Raw genomic sequence first — 15490 nt, forward strand, 5'->3', positions numbered from 1 at the left:
TACACTTATCGACGTCACTCGGAGATCATTAGTGCAACAGGGGCAGCTACAGGCGATCCTACAGTCTGTAATCGAGCGAGCAGGCGCAGATTTTGCGGGGCTTGGACTACTCGTATCGGACAATCTCGATGCGCTGCCGGTCGTCTCGCTTGTGGACGGCTGGGTGCAACGAGTTGAGCCTCTTGATGAAACGTTGACCCGCATCTCTCGCGGCAGTCATCGTTTTCATGACGGCTTTCACGTCGTGGACTCGGATGGCCGATTGACTGCCGTCTCTCAGTACTTTTCTCCGCCAATTGTCGGCGACCTCTGGTACCCCTCAGAGATCCGACGAGGCGGTCGATATGTAGCCGGTCTCTTCGGCTCAACGTTGCCGTCCGTTCATATGACGGCTGTCGCAAGCTCGACGTACGGCGTGATGATCTTCGTCAACGGCCGGGAGGCGTTGTAGGATGCTGTCGTTGCTGCCTGTTGATCGGGTGATTACCGTCGTCGCTGTGGCTTACGCCGTTACGATCTTGCTGGTAGTGGCAATCATTCTCACCGTCTTCCCCTCCCTAAGCCCTTGGCAAACACTCACAGTCGCCTTCTCGGGAGCTACTGCCCTGCAACTGCTCGTTCTTCTTGTGTTGAACGTAGCTTGGAAATGGGTCTGGTCGGCCATACCCGCGCTGAACCAGTTGCTGTTTCCCAATATTGAAGGCAAGTGGAAGATGGTCATTCACTGGCAGCGCGAAGACCGCAGTGGACAGGTGACAGCCACTGCCGTGATAAGGCAAACGCTCCTAAAGCTCAGCATGGAAGTTTTTTCGGAAGGCTCGGAGTCTGAGACTCTAGTCGCGCTTCCCCGTCGTGATCAGGAGTCTGGTCGTCCGATGTTATACTATGTGTATCGGGTGGTACCGAAGGCCGATAAGTCCGACGCTGGACACCCGTACGAAGGATCGGCGCTGCTAAAACTGGCCGACAAGAACACGCTCTCTGGGAACTACTTCACGAGCCAGAGTACCCGCGGGCGGTTCAGTCTGACACGTGCAGGCGCAAAGTGATCTTGTCGGCAACGTGAACTCGTTTCACAGGCCGGGAATACCAACCAGGCACCACCGAGGTCGAAGGGGCCGCGAGTGTCGTTGGCTACCTTGTGTCGGTACTGTCGACGCGGGCCGCCGGTCGCAAGGCACTCGGCTATGATGGCTCGAACGCTGATGGCTTGGCCCCTTCATCAACGGCCGCTTCGTGCCAGAAGCGGACATCGTCGGTTTCACCACACCACCGGCACTTCCCCATCCACCGTCAGCGCCCTGACGGTCATCCCCGCGGGCGTCTCGCCCCTGAGGATGGCCTCAACCACGTCCGGCGCCAGGAACGCCAGGTTCACCACCCGGCTCACATACCGGTCGGTGACCCCCGCCCGCTCAGCGATCTCCCGGAAGCTTGCCGCCTTGCCACTGGCCAGCTCCTCGAACCACGCCCGCCCACAGGCAACGGCACGGATCAGCGCATCATCTCGGGTAGGTCGATCGGTGGTGCGGTGCGGCGCTTCCACGACCAGCCGCGTCTCAACCCCGTGCCGCACCGCCGACATCGGCACCTCGAGCACAACGGGCTCGTGCACCGCCGTGTCGTCCCCGAGCAGCCGCCAGCGCAGCCCAGTCGGGCTCAGCTCGATCCGCAAGTGGTCCTTGCTCACCTGAACCTTGTTGACCAGCTGCTCGAGCAGCGCCCGTTGCTGCGTCGGCAGACCCTGCTGCAGCTCAACCGACAGCGCATTGCCAAGATCGAGCGCGGTCGAGACCTCGCTGGGTATGGCTGCCTTCAGTCCGAGTGCCGTCATCAGCCGCGGCTGGTCGGCGAACAGGCTGACGATCGCATCGATCACCACCGGCTCGATCTCGGTCGCTGCCAGCCGATAGCTGCTGGTTGGCCGGTTGTGGGCTCCACGGGCTGCCGATGCTGTGCTGGCATAGTAGCGGTAGCGCTTGCCGCCCTTCACCGTATGGGTGGAGGTCAGCTTGTTGCCGAACTCATCGACAACAAGGCCACTGAGCAGGCTGGGGTGCTTGGCATTGACCCGCTTGCGCTCGCCCTGCTGGTTGACCCGCAGTAACTGCTGCACCCGGTTCCAGGTTGGCCGGTCGATGATCGGCTGATGCAGACCCTTGTGCTTCTTGCCCTTGTGCGAGACGGCACCGGCATAGAGAGCATTGCCGAGGATCTTGTAGAGGTGCCCGCGGGTGAAGTTCAGCCCACCCATCTGCCGGCCGGACTTTGCGACATAGGATTTGGTGGTGAGCCCGAGCGTGCGCAGCTCTTCCTCGACCAGCCGGACACTGCCGAGGTCGAGATAGAGTTCGAAGATCTTTCTGACCGTCGCCGCTTCCGCTTCGTTAATGACGAGGGCCTTGTCCCGGACGTCGTAGCCGAGCGGAATGGGTCCGCCCATCCACATGCCGCGCTTCTTCGATGCGGCGACCTTGTCCCTGATCCGCTCGCCGGTCAGCTCGCGCTCGAACTGGGCGAAGCTGAGCAGAACGTTCAGCATCAGGCGGCCCATCGAGTCCTTGGTGTTGAAGGACTGCGTCACCGAGACGAACGACACACCGTGCTGCTCGAGCGTTTCGGCGAGCTGGCCGAAGTCGGTGATGTTCCGGGAGAACCGGTCGATCTTGTAAAAGACGATGACGTCGATCTCTCTGGCCCGGACCTTGTCCATGAGCCGGATGAGACCGGGACGGTCGGTGTTGCCGCCAGAAAACCCGCCATCGTCAAAATGGTCCGGAACGAGGATCCAGCCCTCATGCGCCTGCGATTTTATGTACGCCTCGCAGGCCTCGCGCTGGGCTTCGAGCGAGTTAAAATCCTGCTCGAGGCCTTCCTCGGAACTCTTGCGGGTGTAGATGGCGCAACGCAGCGGCTTGTTGAGGGGCGGCTCACGCATCGTCGCCATCCTCGTTCCGCTTCTTTCGACCGACGCCGAAGAAGGTGTGGCCGTTCCAGCTGGTGCCGGTGATCTCCTTGGCGATGGCCGACAGCGAGGTGAAGTGCTGGCCATCCCACTCGAACCCACCATCAAGCACCTCGACGGTGTGCACAGTCCCCTTCCAGTCGCGGATCAGACGGGTGCCCGCCCGCAGATGGCGCGGTGCGTCCGCGGTGGTGAACCCATCCGCGGACTCGGCCTCGGCGGCGATCCTGAGCAGTTTTCGTCGCGTCGACGGAGCAAGGCCACCGAACGCCTTCTCCTGCAGCTTGTAGGCAATGGCACGGATCAGCAGGTCGTGGCGGAAGCCGACAGGCGCTGCGGTGCGATAGAGCTGTCGCCAACGCTGGCGCAGCGCAGTGAGGTCGAGCTGGTCGAGCGCTGCGATCTCGGACCGCAGCACCTCGTGTCGGGTCGGCGGACGACCTGCGACCGGCTCCACCGGTACAGTCGGCGACAGGTCGACACTGTGCAGATCGTCCGCCATCAAGTTCAGGTCTCGGCGCTCTGGCGGAGGGCTGCGACGTGATAGCGACGCGTCCCCGAGCCATCCTTCTCGGACACCAGCTCCAGCCCCAGTCGCTTTTTCGCTGCTCCCGACATCCAGCCGCGCACCGAGTGCGGCAGCCATCCGGTCGCCGCCGTCATCTCTTCGATCGACGCACCCTGCGGTCGGCGCAGCATTGCAACAATGGCGTCCTGCTTCGAGGTTTTGGCGTCGGGTGCCGGCGTCTCGACCGGGGTAGCTCCCGGCTCGATGCCAATGGCAGCCAGTCCGGTGTCTGTGATGACCAGCGTCACCGCTGCGCCGTCCGCCTCGCGCCACACCACGTCGGACTCGTGCGCCGGCGTCTCGGCCACCAGCCCGGCGCCGAGCAGCTCTCTGACCATCTTGTCGACCGTCGCTTCAGACACTTTCAGCGTCTCCGGCACCGGAAGCACACGCAGATTGGTACGGGACGCCGCACCAGCAAGGACCGATCGCTTCGTATCGTTAAGTTTCGAGGGCATCGCGCCTCTCCTCATCAGTTCAGCCGAAGCGGAATTGCTCCGGTGTACTGAGACGAGCCCGGACTGAACTGCCGGCCGAGGGGCGCTGCTCTCACAGCGCGAGCAACACCATGCTCCGCTTGCTGCGACAGTCCAGCGGTATTTGGGAAGTGGCTATGCTTGTCGCTCGTGGCGGGGCGGTCGCACTTGCCAACACATGGCGCAAAGCAGACATCGGAGATGTTGGCATCACGTCACGCCCCAAATTCAACGGGCTACATCCGCCTCCAGAATCCCCGATTGTCTTCAGGCGGGTCGCATAGAATCTCGTCGGGACGCGGCTAAGGAGCTCGAATGCGCATACCGCGCTCAATGTCGCCGACCTTATCCGCCACCAGAGCGGCGAGGCGTTGCTCGCTGCGCCATGAGCCGATCGCTGCCACATGTGGCGTGATGACGAGATTGGGCGCCTGCCAGAGGGGATCGTCGTCGGCCAGAGGTTCGGGATCGGCGACGTCGAGTCCGGCACCGCCCAGCATGCCGCTCGAGAGCGCTGCGGCAAGGGCCGCCTGGTCCAGTAGACCACCTCGCCCCACGTTTATCATGAACGCCCCCTTGCGCATCGCGGCGAACTGGACCGCACCGAACGTGTGGCGAGTTTCAGGAGTGAGAGCGAGGGTCAGGAATACCACGCCGGCCTCGGGTAGCAGGTCCGCGAGGGCGTCGAGCGGTCGCACGCTGTCGCAGTTTGCGTCATCACGGGGAGTCCGTGTGGCGGCCAGAACCCGCATGCCGAAAGCCTTCGCCCGGCGCGCCACGTCGCACCCGATGGCACCGAGTCCCACAACCAGGGCTGTGTCGCCCTCCAGAGCGCGCATATGCGCCACGACCTTGCGGTCCCAGCTACCGCTGTTCACTGCCTGCGGGATGCCGCGGTACAGCGACAACGCGAGGGCGAAGGCGTGCTCCGCCACCGCTGGAGCCAGCGCCTCTCCCGGCCCAAACAACTCTATCGCCGGCGGCAGTCTAGCCCGCGTCAGCCGATCTCGCCCGGCGCTTAGGAACTGGAACCATCTGACTGGGCTTTCAGCCAGCTGTTTCGCGAAGTCTCTCGCATGCTCTTCAGGGCAGTCGGCAGCGACCACCATGTCGCAGTCCGGCAAAGCGGCCTGCACCTCCTCGAAGCTGTGAGCGATGGTGAGGTGCACGGGCAGCGCCAAGAGCGCTGTCGTCAACTGCGACTCGGCGAACGCCATGTTCGCCCAGTATAGGACATTCACGGGCGCTGCCCTCCGTCGTGTGGCCGCTACTCGTAGCGTTCTGTTACTTCGACCTTGTTGAGTGCGCGCGCGTCGAGATCCGCCCAATCATAGTGATAACCGAGTCCAGGCTCGTCGCTGACGGTCAGCATGCCGTCGACGATCGAGAGCGCGCCGAGCTTGTCGAGCCCGCGGATGTGTTCTTCATTGATAACGATCTGCTCGTAGTAGTCATTGTTCGAGATGGCGGCACAGAGTTGGGCATTCTCCAGGCCCATGCCATGTACCTGGGTCCGCATGCCGAAGCTTTCCGACATGCTGGCGATCTTCATCGAGCCGGTGATGCCGCATTTGTCGTAGGCGCCGATGCGGGTCATATCGAGCGCCTTGGCCTCGATCCAGCTTGCCATATTCCAGTGCGCACCGTCCGAGGTCTCGGCCGCGAGGATCGGGATCGTGAGCTTCTCGCAGAGCTTGGCGTAGGAGCCGAGATGGAACTCCCGCATCGGCTCCTCGTACCACATGTAGCCTTCGTCCTGCAGCGCGAGGCCGACTTCGAGGCTGTCGACATAGTCCCAGCCAGCCGAGCCGTCGAACATAAGGTCGACACCACTTCCGACCCACCGCCTCAAAGCCCGGATCAGCGAGATGTCGCGCTTGACATCACCCCAGGCGTGCAGCTTGAACGCCTTGAACCCAAGATCGGCGGCCAGCTTGATGTGCCGCTCAAAATCGTCCTCTGTGGGCCAAGTGACGGTCGAAGCGTAGGCGGGAATCTTCCGGTCGTTGCCGCCCAGCATCTGGAATACGGGCATCTGCGCTCGCTGCGATTTGATATCCCAACAGAGCATGTCAACGACGCCGATCGGCCGCATCGGGAACTCCTCGATGCGATCGACTTCCCAGACGAGGTTCCAGATCCTCTCTGTCATCAGCGGGTCTTCGCCGATGAAGTGGTGGAAGCGACGATCGACCATGTCGAACAGGATCTCGCCGGGTCGGAACTCGAGCGCGCCCGTCAGGCCCTCGTCGGTCTCCATCCGCACGACGGCTTTTCGTGGCCGACGTCCCGGGCGCACGTCGCCATGCGAGCCGGGCAGACCGTTGCGCCAGATGAACTTCGGCCCAGGATCAGTCTCGACGAGCCAGCAGGTGAAACCGGTGATCTTCATGCGCGCATTCTCCTCAGCGATGGTGTTCTAGTCGGGCAGGACAACGCCGAGCTTCGCCAGGAGGCCGCCATCCACCTTGTATTCGCCGCCGGTGCAGAACGACGCCTTGTCGCTGCAGAGGAAGGCGACCATGGCGCCGACGTCCTCGGGTTTGCCGACGCGCCCGATCGGGTGCGCCGAGCCCCAGCTCGAGACGACCTCGTCCTCAGTGCGGCCGGCGAGATTCTCCGACGCCGCAAAGCGCAGCATCGGCGTATCGATGGACCCTGGACAGACAGCGTTGACCCGGATGCCATCGCGAGCGTGGTCGAGCGCCATGGCGCGGGTGAGCGCCAGGAGGCCGCCCTTTGACGCGACATAGGCTGAGACGTTGGTCTGGCAGGCGATGCCCTGCACCGAGGCGATGTTGACGATGGCGCCACCACCGCGCTTGCGCAGTTCGGGTACGGCGAAGTGCCCCGTGAGGTAGGCGCCCTTGAGGTTGACGCCGAGCGTCCGGTCCCACTCGTCCTCGGACATGGTCTCCACCGTGCCGTAGGGCTGGACGGCGGCGCTGTTCACGACGATATCGATGCCGCCATGGCGCTGCGCCGCAGCATTGACGAGCGCTTGTACGTTGGCACTCACCCGTACGTCGCCGACGACGTATGACGCATGATCGCCACCAAGAATGGCGACGGCCTGCTTCAGCGCGACCTCGTCGGGTCCGAACAAAACGACTGATGCCCCATCCTCGACCAGCGCCGCCGCGGAACCAAAGCCGATCCCCGTCGCACCGCCGGTGACGATCGCGACCTTGCCCTCAAATTCCCCCGCCATGTCCTAGCTAGCCTCCCTGCCTTGAAGTTCAGTCACGTCGAGCCCGTATTCGCGGGCGATGTCGAAATACTCGGCGACGAGGCTCGCCGACATCGGGATGCCCGAGACTGCCCGTCGATCGGCGCAGGCCCACTCCCGGTCGCCCGGCGCCATCACCGTTGCGCCGGGCCTGGCCGGGCTCGAACGGATATCCAAGAGGTAGCTGGCCATCCCGGCGTCGTAGGCGGCCCGTGCCACGAAGGCCTCGGGATTGATGACGATAAAGAAATGCCCGAGCCGCCTTGGCGTCGACATGTCTGCGCCGACCATGGGCAGCAGGCGGCTGCAGTGCGCCATTCCGGTCATCACCGCCGAGAGCACTTCCATCATGCTGGCCAGGGCCGCACCCTTGAAGCCGTGGCTCTCGCCACCGATCGGCAGCAGCGCTGCAACCTGAGCGGGGTCGGCGGTGACCTGCCCGGTGGCGTCAACCGCGACGTCGGGCGGCACCCGCATCCCCTTGCTACGATAGTCCTGGATGCGGTTCCACGGCACGATGCTCGTCGCCATGTCAACGAGGTAGGGGCGTGAGCCGCCCACCGGGGCGGCGAACGCGATCGGGTTCGTGCCATGGAACGGCACAACACCATCATGCGGCAAGACGAAGGAATCCGAGTTGCTGAAGGCGAAGGCGACCAGCCCCTGCTCCGCTGCCTCGAGCGCATAGCAGCCCGCTGCGCCGAAATGCGACGAGTTGACCACCGACACTGCCGCAATGCCGGAGACCTTGGCAATCGTGCAGCCCTCGGCAATTGCCTGGTAGCTGGCGTAATGCCCGAAGCCGTCATCCGCGTCGACGATGGCGGTGCTTCCTAACAGTCGCTCGACGGACAATTGCGGGTCGGCGGTGATGCGCCCACCTTTGAGGACCTTGATGTAGTGCGGCAACAGGCGAACCCCGTGGCTGTCGATGCCACGCAGCGAGGCCGAGCTCAACGCGCGTGCAACGGCGTCAGCCGGCGCGGCGGCGGAGCCGGCCGAAACCAGTGCATCGGAGATGAAGCGATCCAGCACCTGATGCGGCACGGACAAGTCTTCGGCTCGGTCAATCATCTCGTGTCTCGGTTCGCCACCGTCATCGGCGACGGCAGGGCTCTGGTCTCAGGTCCGGCCCTTGCCGCCTGGGCCTACCGGCAGGCTGTGCCGGGGGATCTCGTGCTCGGCGAGGTAGCTGCGAACAAAGAGGATGTGGTTGTGCATCTCAGCTCGCGCCGCCTCGCTGTCCCGATCGAGGATAGCCTTCAGGATTGCGTCGTGCTGCCGGTTGCTGTCCTCGATGGCGCGCGGCACCTTGGTGCCGAGCACCATGCCGCGCATCACCGGCTCCTTCACCGCATCTACCAGTGCCCGCAGTACGGCATGATTGGCCAGTCCGGCGATAGCGCCATGGAAGGCGAGGTCGGCCGCGACGTGATGCTCACCGTCGGCCGCCGTCTGCAGCGCGTTCCAGGCTGCCTGCAGAACTTCACGGCCGGCCTCGTCGTCGCGCTGGGCCGCGAGGGACGCCAACTCGGGTTCGATCAAAATGCGTGCGTCGCAAAGCTCAACGAGGCTTACCTTTCCCATCTCGAGCAGCAGCACCAACGCATCGCGAGCCTGACGGCTCGATGGCAACGAGACATATGTGCCAGTGCCGTGTCGGGTTTCAACGAGCCCACGTTGGCCGAGAATTCCGAGTGCTTCGCGCAAGACGTTTCGGCTCACCGACAGCTGGATAGCCAGGTCACGTTCCGAGGGCAGTGCGTCACCCGGCTTGAGGTGCTGGTCGACAATCATGGTCTGAATGGCGTCGACCACTGCCGAGCTGGTGCTGCGGCGTTCCAGCGACTTGAAGGACGATCCAACTGTCATCGCCCATCGTTCCCCGTTGTGTTGACGAACATCGTTCGTTGAAACTGCATCGCTGACATTAGCTGGTCACCGAGCCGGCCGTCATGCCAGCAATGAACTGCCGTTGCATGATCAGGAACAGACCCACCGGCACGATGCTCACAAGGATCGCGCCCGCGGCGAGGGCCGTGTAGTCCAGAGAGTACTGCGACTGCATCATCCGCAGTCCCTGGCTCACCACGCCGATGCCGCGCGTGGTGACAAGGGTCTGTGCGATGATGAACTCCTGAAAGACATGTACGACCACGAAAATCGCGACGGCGCCAAGTCCCGGCAGACAGAGCGGCAGGGTGATGCGAAACATGCCGCCGATGCGGGAGCAACCATCGACCAAGCCGGCCTCCTCGATGTCGACGGGAATACCGAGGATGAAGGCGCGGCTGAGCCAGGTCGCCAGGGGCAGGCTGGACGCTGTGTAGACCAGCACGAGACCGATCGGGTTGTTGATCAGCCGAATGGCGGTGAAGGCCTGGTAGATCGCCAGGAGGTTCACCAGCCCGGGAATGGTCAGCGAGAACATGAATAGGAACATCAGCGTGCCGCGGCCCGCGAACTTGAAGCGGGCGAGCCCGTAGCCGGCAATGAAGCCAAGGGGCAGTACGAGGCAGCACGTGGCGATGGCGAGCAGTACCGTGCTCAGCGTGTACGACAAGAGGTGCCCGCTCTTCACGGCTCGTGCGTAGTTGTCGAGCGTCAGCGAGCTCGGCAGGATGTTGTTGCTGAACACCTCGCTCTCCGGCTGGATCGATTTGAGCACGATCCACAACATGGGCAGCGCAAAGACTGCCGTGATGCAGGCGCAGGTCAGGACGGTGAGGGCCAAACCACCTGGATCGGTCGCGCGGCGGCCCTTCAGGGAGAAGTCGTTGGGCGCGGGGACAGCGATGGTCATCTTCAGTGCCTCACGCCCACGTTCTTCTGGATGGCCATGAAGACCATCATGGCCATGACGTTGACCACCGACATGACGATGGCAATCGTCGCGCCGTAGCCGATGTGGAAGTAGACGAAGGACTGCTGGTACATGTAGAGCGCCGTGGTCGTCGTGGCCGAGATCGGGCCGCCACCGGTAAGGGCGATGATGATGGTCACAAGGTTGAAATTGCCGACCATCAGCAAGATTGCCGCGGTCACGAGACCGGGTGTCACCATCGGGATGGTGATGCTCCAGGTCATCCGGAGCCGGCTAGCCCCATCAACCTTGGCTGCCTCGTAGAGCGTCTGGTCGATCGACTGCAGGCTGGCGAGAACCATCACGACAACGAAGCCGACGCTGCGCCAGGTCTCGACGAGGATCAGCGAGATCATCGCACCATTGGCCGAGTTCAGCGGTCCACCGAAGGCCTGGCCGAGGATCCCGTCGGTGCGCAGCAAAAGGCTCCAGAAGACGCCGGTCGCCAACTCACTGATCACCCAAGGCACAACGACCAGTGCGCGCATCGTCGAGCGGCCGCGGAACTTGCGGTTGAGCGCCACGGCTATGGTGAAACCCACCACGACCGAGAGGAAAACGACACTTCCGACGAAGATCAGAGACGCCGCGAGGCTAGAGATCATCAAGGGATCGAAGGCGGCGCGTACGAAATTGCCAAATCCGATGAAATTCCATTTAGGCTTGCCGATGTCCCAGTCGGTGAAACTGGCGAACACGGTATAGGCGAGCGCGAGCAGCGTGAACGCACCGACGAATACGGCTCCTGGCCCGACCAGTAAATAAGGGAGCGCGCCGGGGCGGACGCCCCCGCCGCGCAGGCTTGTGCTTATGGTATTGGATCGTGCCATCAGGACCAGTCTACCTCGATAATGCGAGCCGAAAGCCCATCCAGAGATGCCCGGAAAATCCACCGGCCACCTTCATGCGTCACGCCATCGCCGCGCAGGGTGGCGTCGGTCGGAATGCCCATCAGCCGCAGGTCGATCAGTTGCTCCACCTTGAGCGCGTCCGAGCCGAGGTTGAAGGCCACCAATACGGCGGACTTCTGCTCGTCGAGCACGTGGCCATGCAGCGTCCGGTCGAGACCGACGAACCTGCCGCTGGCAAAGTACGGCTTCAGCGACAGGTAGGTGCGCATCGCCTCGACATGCCCGTCCCAGTTCTTGTGGCCCGGCTTGATGCCGCCGAGGCCGAGATGGCGGCAGGTCGAGGCGTACCACCAGAACGACAGCGCAGCGGTGTTGTCGAAGCCGAGATTGATATGGAGATAGAGCGGGATATCGAAGGCGAGGTTGTACTCGTAGAGCGACAGTGCTTTGCCCGAGAGCAGGTCCATGTAGGGGTTCCACATGTACTCAAAGCCCCAGTGCTCGTCGAACGTCACCTGCCCGTCGAGATTGTGCTCGTAGTAGAGCGGCATGTAGTCCTGGATACCGCCCGAGACGCGGTCATGCGCCTCAATCAGCAGGTCAGGATACTTCGCCTTGACCCTCTGCATCACCTCGATGACTCCGCGCGAGTGCTCTTCGAGCGACATCGGGACGGCATGGCCATGGGTCGGATCTGAACATGGCTCGCCATTGTGATGGGCAATTCCGGTCTTGCTGCTCTCGAGATGGTAGTCGCAGAAGTCGAACATGAAGAAGGTCGTGCCGGCCTCGGCCAGCGCAAGCAGCCGTTCGGTCTTCTGGTCTTTCCAGGCGTCACTCGCGGGACAAATGTAGCCGCCCTCGTAAAGGCCGTGCCAGCGCACAACGTCGCCGTTGGCGTCGCGACGGTAGATACGTGGGTCCTCGGTGGTGGACTTGGTGTGCATCATCAGATGCAGCGAGAGTTCAAGATCGTAGTCGGACTTCAACCGCTTTACGAAGTCGCGCAGAGGCCCTAGGCGCTCCGTGTCCCAGACCGAGCTGCCCTCGAACAGGTCCCAGACCGGATCAAAATAGTAGGCCTCTGCGCCGAAGGCCTGCGCCACGCGGGCCTGCTCCCAGACCTCCGGTAGTTCCTGCAGCTTGGCGTTCGAACCGCCGCGCCAGCCCAGTTCGTAGAGTTCGTTCCAGTGAACTGGCGGATTGAAGTCCTTCGGCGTGACGTGCCCGCGGTCGCGCATCAGTTGCGCATAGGCGCGATGGCCATCTTCCCAGCCACCCTCGAACGGCACGATGGTCGTTGTGCCGAAGCGGAACTCGTGGCGCGAGGCAGTCAGCTCGACTGGAATGCCCGGGGCGCCATGCGTACGGCCGGCACCACCGAAACGCAGGCAGACATCGCCGACGTCGGCGAGCCTCACATGGCCGTCCGGAACGTCCTCACCGATCCGGGTGTAGAACTCGCCATCGGCAAGAGCGAACTCCAGGTGCTCCTGCGTGTACTTGGCGAACACGAAGCCGCGCCCCTTACCGTGCCAGCTCCAAGCCTCGGACGGTCGGTTGGGCAGGTTTCGGCCGGCCCAGTTCGCCGGGACCAGGTCAGCGGCTGAATAGCTGTCGACCATGTAGTTCTGCGTCTGGCCGCGCCGGCGGCGGAACGGCACCGGAACCAGCTCGAACGCGTCGAGCCCATCCACCCAAGCCGCCGTCTGGTTGGCGAACATGCGTTTGCGGAATCCCAGCCGATAGTCCGAGAGGATATGCACGTCACGCCCGAAGCGATGGACCAGTGTAATCTGTTCGTCGAAGCGGTCGTTGCCGTCAAAGAGCGTGAAGGCGTGGCGGACCACGATGTCGGTCGGACCGTCCGGCCCGAAGTCGACGCGCCCCGTCACGACGAGCGTCGTCGATCCGGCACTTTCCTCCACTGCCCAATCCATGAACCGGACGGCGCGAGAGGAGACGGCCGGGCCACAATAGCCCGAGCCGCCCTCAGCCGAAGCAAGCACGATCTGGTAGCAATAGTCCGCGTCGGCCAGTACCTGGCCGGTCGGAAGGTGCACCAGGCTGCGTGGGTTAACGGAGGGCTGGAGTTCGATCTCCAGCCTCCAGCTACCGTTGCCGAAGGTGAGAGAGCGGTCGCCCGAAGACGATTGCGCCTCAACAGCGGTCGCCCGCTGCATTGTGCTCGCGTTCGCCATTTACGCCGATCTCAGCCAGTGACCTGGGAGTTATAGGCAGTCTCGGCGGCCTTCAGCGCGTCTTCGGCCGAAGCGGCTCCCGTGATGTGCTGCTGGAACGCGATGCGGACCTGATCGAAGAGCAACCCCGAGTCCGCCGCCGCCGGCATGCCTCTGCCCGCTTCGCCAGCATAAGAAGCCTGGAACTTCCAAGCATCGTCCTTGGCCTTGCCCGCTTCGGTTTCTGCAGCTGCCGGACGAGTGGGCAACTGCCCATCCTTGGTCGCCATGATCGAGGCCTGTCCGTCGACGCTCGAGAAATGACGGCCGAACTCGAAGGCGAGCTTGGTTATTTCCGCGTCACGCTCCGGCCGGTTCGGAATTTCAAACGCCCAGAACCCGGACAAGGTCGCGTCCTTGGACTCGGCGGTTGGGCGCGGGGTGCGGAAGTAGCCGATCTTGTCAGCTATGCCTTCCTTGGCAAAGCGGCTCCACAGCCACGAGCCTTCCTTCATCACCGAGACCTTGTGGCCGAGCATCAGCGCGTCGTACTCGTCGCCGGCCGAGATCGAGACGAGGTCCTTGCGAACCACCTGACGGACGTTCACGAGGTCATTGTAGAACTCGAACACCTTGTGCATCTCGGGCGTGTTGAGCGTCGCGCGGCCGTCGCCATCGATGACGTCGCTGTCCAGCATCCAGATCTGTGAGAAGATGGTCTGGGTCGGCGTGTGCACCGAGTTGCCGGACCAGAAAGCGTATGGGGTTTCGAACCCGGCTTCCTTAAGTGTGGAGAGCTGGTCGGCAAACTCGCTCCAGGTCGAGGCTGGCGCCGACAGCCCGGCCTTCTCGAAATCCTCTTTCCAGTACATCTCGTGGCGGCAGTCCGTGGTCATCGGGAGGCCGTAGATCTTTCCACCGCTCGAGGCGATGCCGCGCAGCAGATACTGGTTGTACTCGTCCCAGCCACCATCGAAATCGTCGAGCGGCGTCAGGAAGCCACCCTTGGCAAGCTTCGGGATATTGAGGTCGTTGACGTAGACCAGATCGGCCTGCGTGCCGGCCTGTGCATCCAGAATGACGCGCTGGGTGATCGATTCCCACGGAACTTCCGTGATCTCCAGCTTCACGTCGGGATATTTTTCCTTCCACGCCTGCATCACGGTCCAGGTCGGGATCGCCCAGTTGCCATCGTCCTCGGGGCGCTCGGCAGACTCGTATGCCTGAGCAAACTTGAACACGTCGGGGCAGGTAAACTTCACGGTGCGGTTGCCCTGCGCAATGGCCGGCGCGGCGAAACCAAACTGGCTAATGGCGACACCGGCTGCACCAGCCGCTGCCCCCTGCAGCAGCGACCGGCGCGACAGGAACGCGAGCTCGGCGATCGTGCGTTCAAACTTTGTCATCTCTTTCCTCCCTCAGCATTGTGGTAGGTGGTCCTACCACCGGACCATTCGCATGTTGAAGTGCACGCGGTCAAGCATCTGGGAATGCTACGTTGGGAGAATGCCAGGGGGGCGCTGGCCGCGTGCTGTCAAGCCAATGGGATGCGCCGCGGGCCTTTGGAGGCATCTGGCCGTGCATGCGCGGGCGACGCGCTCATCGATTGAGCCTACTGCCCAGGCGGCGTACAACCTAGTCGGGCAAGACCACTCGCTCTTAAGCACCGCTATTGCAGCAAGATGCGCATCGCGCTTTAGCCAAAGCGTTCGCCACGAGCGAAACCGTGCGAGACCGCGGGCCCAGATAGAGGGCCCGCGGCTCCAACCATAGTAGATGCGGCCAATAAACTCATAGCTGCTTGCACCGTGCGCTGCTGCTACCCCTCATCGCACCCACATCCGGGGAGGACCCATCGATACTGACCGCGGCTGCGAGACCGCGACGGCTCCCCGATGGGCGACGGAGGCGTGAAGCTGGAGGGCGTTTCCGTCCGGTTCAGGCGATTGACCCCTGTGGTAGGTCACATCGGCCAATAGCGGTGCGGACTGCAAAGACGACCTGCCCAAGTCCGCCCATTGAGGATCCTTGCCTCGTCGGGCGCACGATCCTTCCACCAAGGGTGCAAGCGCTGGAAAAGCTGCTCGGCTCGTTGTCGCAGGCGGCATTGAACTGAGGGAGCTTCACGCCTCCGTCGCCCATCGGGGAGCCGTCGCGGTCTCGCAGCCGCGGTCAGTATCGATGGGTCCTCCCCGGATGTGGGTGCGATGAGGGGTAGCAGCAGCGCACTAGCGGAGCAGCTGCGGATATTTCTTCCGATCGCCGACGGCAAAGCCCCCGGCGATCGACCTAGACCCTAGAAGCATGGGAATGAATTCCCCTCGGCGACAGGGCCTGAAGCGTCGAACCGGTGTTTTC

General features: G+C 63.1%; 14 protein-coding genes. 2 read left to right on the top strand and 12 right to left on the bottom strand.

Annotated elements, in window-relative coordinates; all coding sequences use genetic code 11:
• Positions 1-31: 31 nt before the first annotated feature.
• The gene (locus VGV07_RS12420; protein WP_326869012.1) at positions 32-451 is read left to right on the top strand and encodes a hypothetical protein; all 420 of its coding nucleotides are present in this window, start codon (positions 32-34) and stop codon (positions 449-451) included.
• A 1-nt stretch (position 452) separates the two neighbouring features.
• Positions 453-1049, top strand: a complete 597-nt coding sequence (locus VGV07_RS12425) for a hypothetical protein (RefSeq protein ID WP_326869013.1) — start codon at positions 453-455, stop codon at positions 1047-1049.
• Positions 1050-1261: 212 nt separating this feature from the next.
• Here the strand turns inward: VGV07_RS12425 and VGV07_RS12430 are convergent, their stop codons facing one another.
• The 12 genes from VGV07_RS12430 to VGV07_RS12485 form a co-directional block, all read right to left on the bottom strand.
• The gene (locus tag VGV07_RS12430; RefSeq protein ID WP_326869014.1) at positions 1262-2938 is read right to left on the bottom strand and encodes a recombinase family protein; all 1677 of its coding nucleotides are present in this window, start codon (positions 2936-2938) and stop codon (positions 1262-1264) included.
• Positions 2931-3467 (bottom strand): DUF2924 domain-containing protein, encoded by a 537-nt coding sequence (locus VGV07_RS12435; protein ID WP_326869015.1) that lies wholly within the window; start codon positions 3465-3467, stop codon positions 2931-2933. The genes VGV07_RS12430 and VGV07_RS12435 overlap by 8 nt, the downstream gene beginning before the upstream one ends.
• Positions 3468-3472: 5 nt before the next feature.
• Complete coding sequence (locus VGV07_RS12440) at positions 3473-3991, bottom strand: DUF3489 domain-containing protein (RefSeq protein ID WP_326869016.1); 519 nt, start codon at positions 3989-3991, stop codon at positions 3473-3475.
• Positions 3992-4311: 320 nt separating this feature from the next.
• Positions 4312-5250 carry an NAD(P)-dependent oxidoreductase gene (locus tag VGV07_RS12445; RefSeq protein WP_326869017.1) on the bottom strand — a complete coding sequence of 313 codons (939 nt, stop codon included), beginning with the start codon at positions 5248-5250 and terminating at the stop codon, positions 4312-4314.
• A 26-nt stretch (positions 5251-5276) separates the two neighbouring features.
• Positions 5277-6401, bottom strand: coding sequence for an enolase C-terminal domain-like protein (locus VGV07_RS12450; protein ID WP_326869018.1), 1125 nt, complete (start codon positions 6399-6401; stop codon positions 5277-5279).
• A 27-nt stretch (positions 6402-6428) separates the two neighbouring features.
• On the bottom strand, positions 6429-7220 hold the full coding sequence (locus tag VGV07_RS12455; protein ID WP_326869019.1) for a glucose 1-dehydrogenase: 792 nt from the start codon (positions 7218-7220) through the stop codon (positions 6429-6431).
• A gap of 3 nt (positions 7221-7223) precedes the next feature.
• The gene (locus VGV07_RS12460) at positions 7224-8312 is read right to left on the bottom strand and encodes an Ldh family oxidoreductase (protein WP_326869020.1); all 1089 of its coding nucleotides are present in this window, start codon (positions 8310-8312) and stop codon (positions 7224-7226) included.
• A gap of 48 nt (positions 8313-8360) precedes the next feature.
• Positions 8361-9110: a FadR/GntR family transcriptional regulator gene (locus VGV07_RS12465; protein WP_326869021.1), complete on the bottom strand. Its 750-nt coding sequence runs from the start codon at positions 9108-9110 to the stop codon at positions 8361-8363.
• 58 nt (positions 9111-9168) lie between these two features.
• A complete protein-coding gene (locus VGV07_RS12470; RefSeq protein WP_326869022.1) occupies positions 9169-10041 on the bottom strand; it encodes a carbohydrate ABC transporter permease in 873 nt (290 codons plus the stop codon).
• A gap of 2 nt (positions 10042-10043) precedes the next feature.
• Complete coding sequence (locus tag VGV07_RS12475) at positions 10044-10931, bottom strand: sugar ABC transporter permease (protein WP_326869023.1); 888 nt, start codon at positions 10929-10931, stop codon at positions 10044-10046.
• Complete coding sequence (locus tag VGV07_RS12480) at positions 10931-13135, bottom strand: hypothetical protein (protein WP_326869024.1); 2205 nt, start codon at positions 13133-13135, stop codon at positions 10931-10933. Before VGV07_RS12480 ends, VGV07_RS12475 begins: the two co-directional genes overlap by 1 nt.
• A gap of 29 nt (positions 13136-13164) precedes the next feature.
• Positions 13165-14538 (bottom strand): ABC transporter substrate-binding protein, encoded by a 1374-nt coding sequence (locus VGV07_RS12485; protein ID WP_326869025.1) that lies wholly within the window; start codon positions 14536-14538, stop codon positions 13165-13167.
• Positions 14539-15490 lie beyond the last annotated feature (952 nt).

Origin of the sequence: Devosia sp. (assembly GCF_035944845.1) — a bacterium.
Lineage (GTDB): Bacteria > Pseudomonadota > Alphaproteobacteria > Rhizobiales > Devosiaceae > Devosia_A.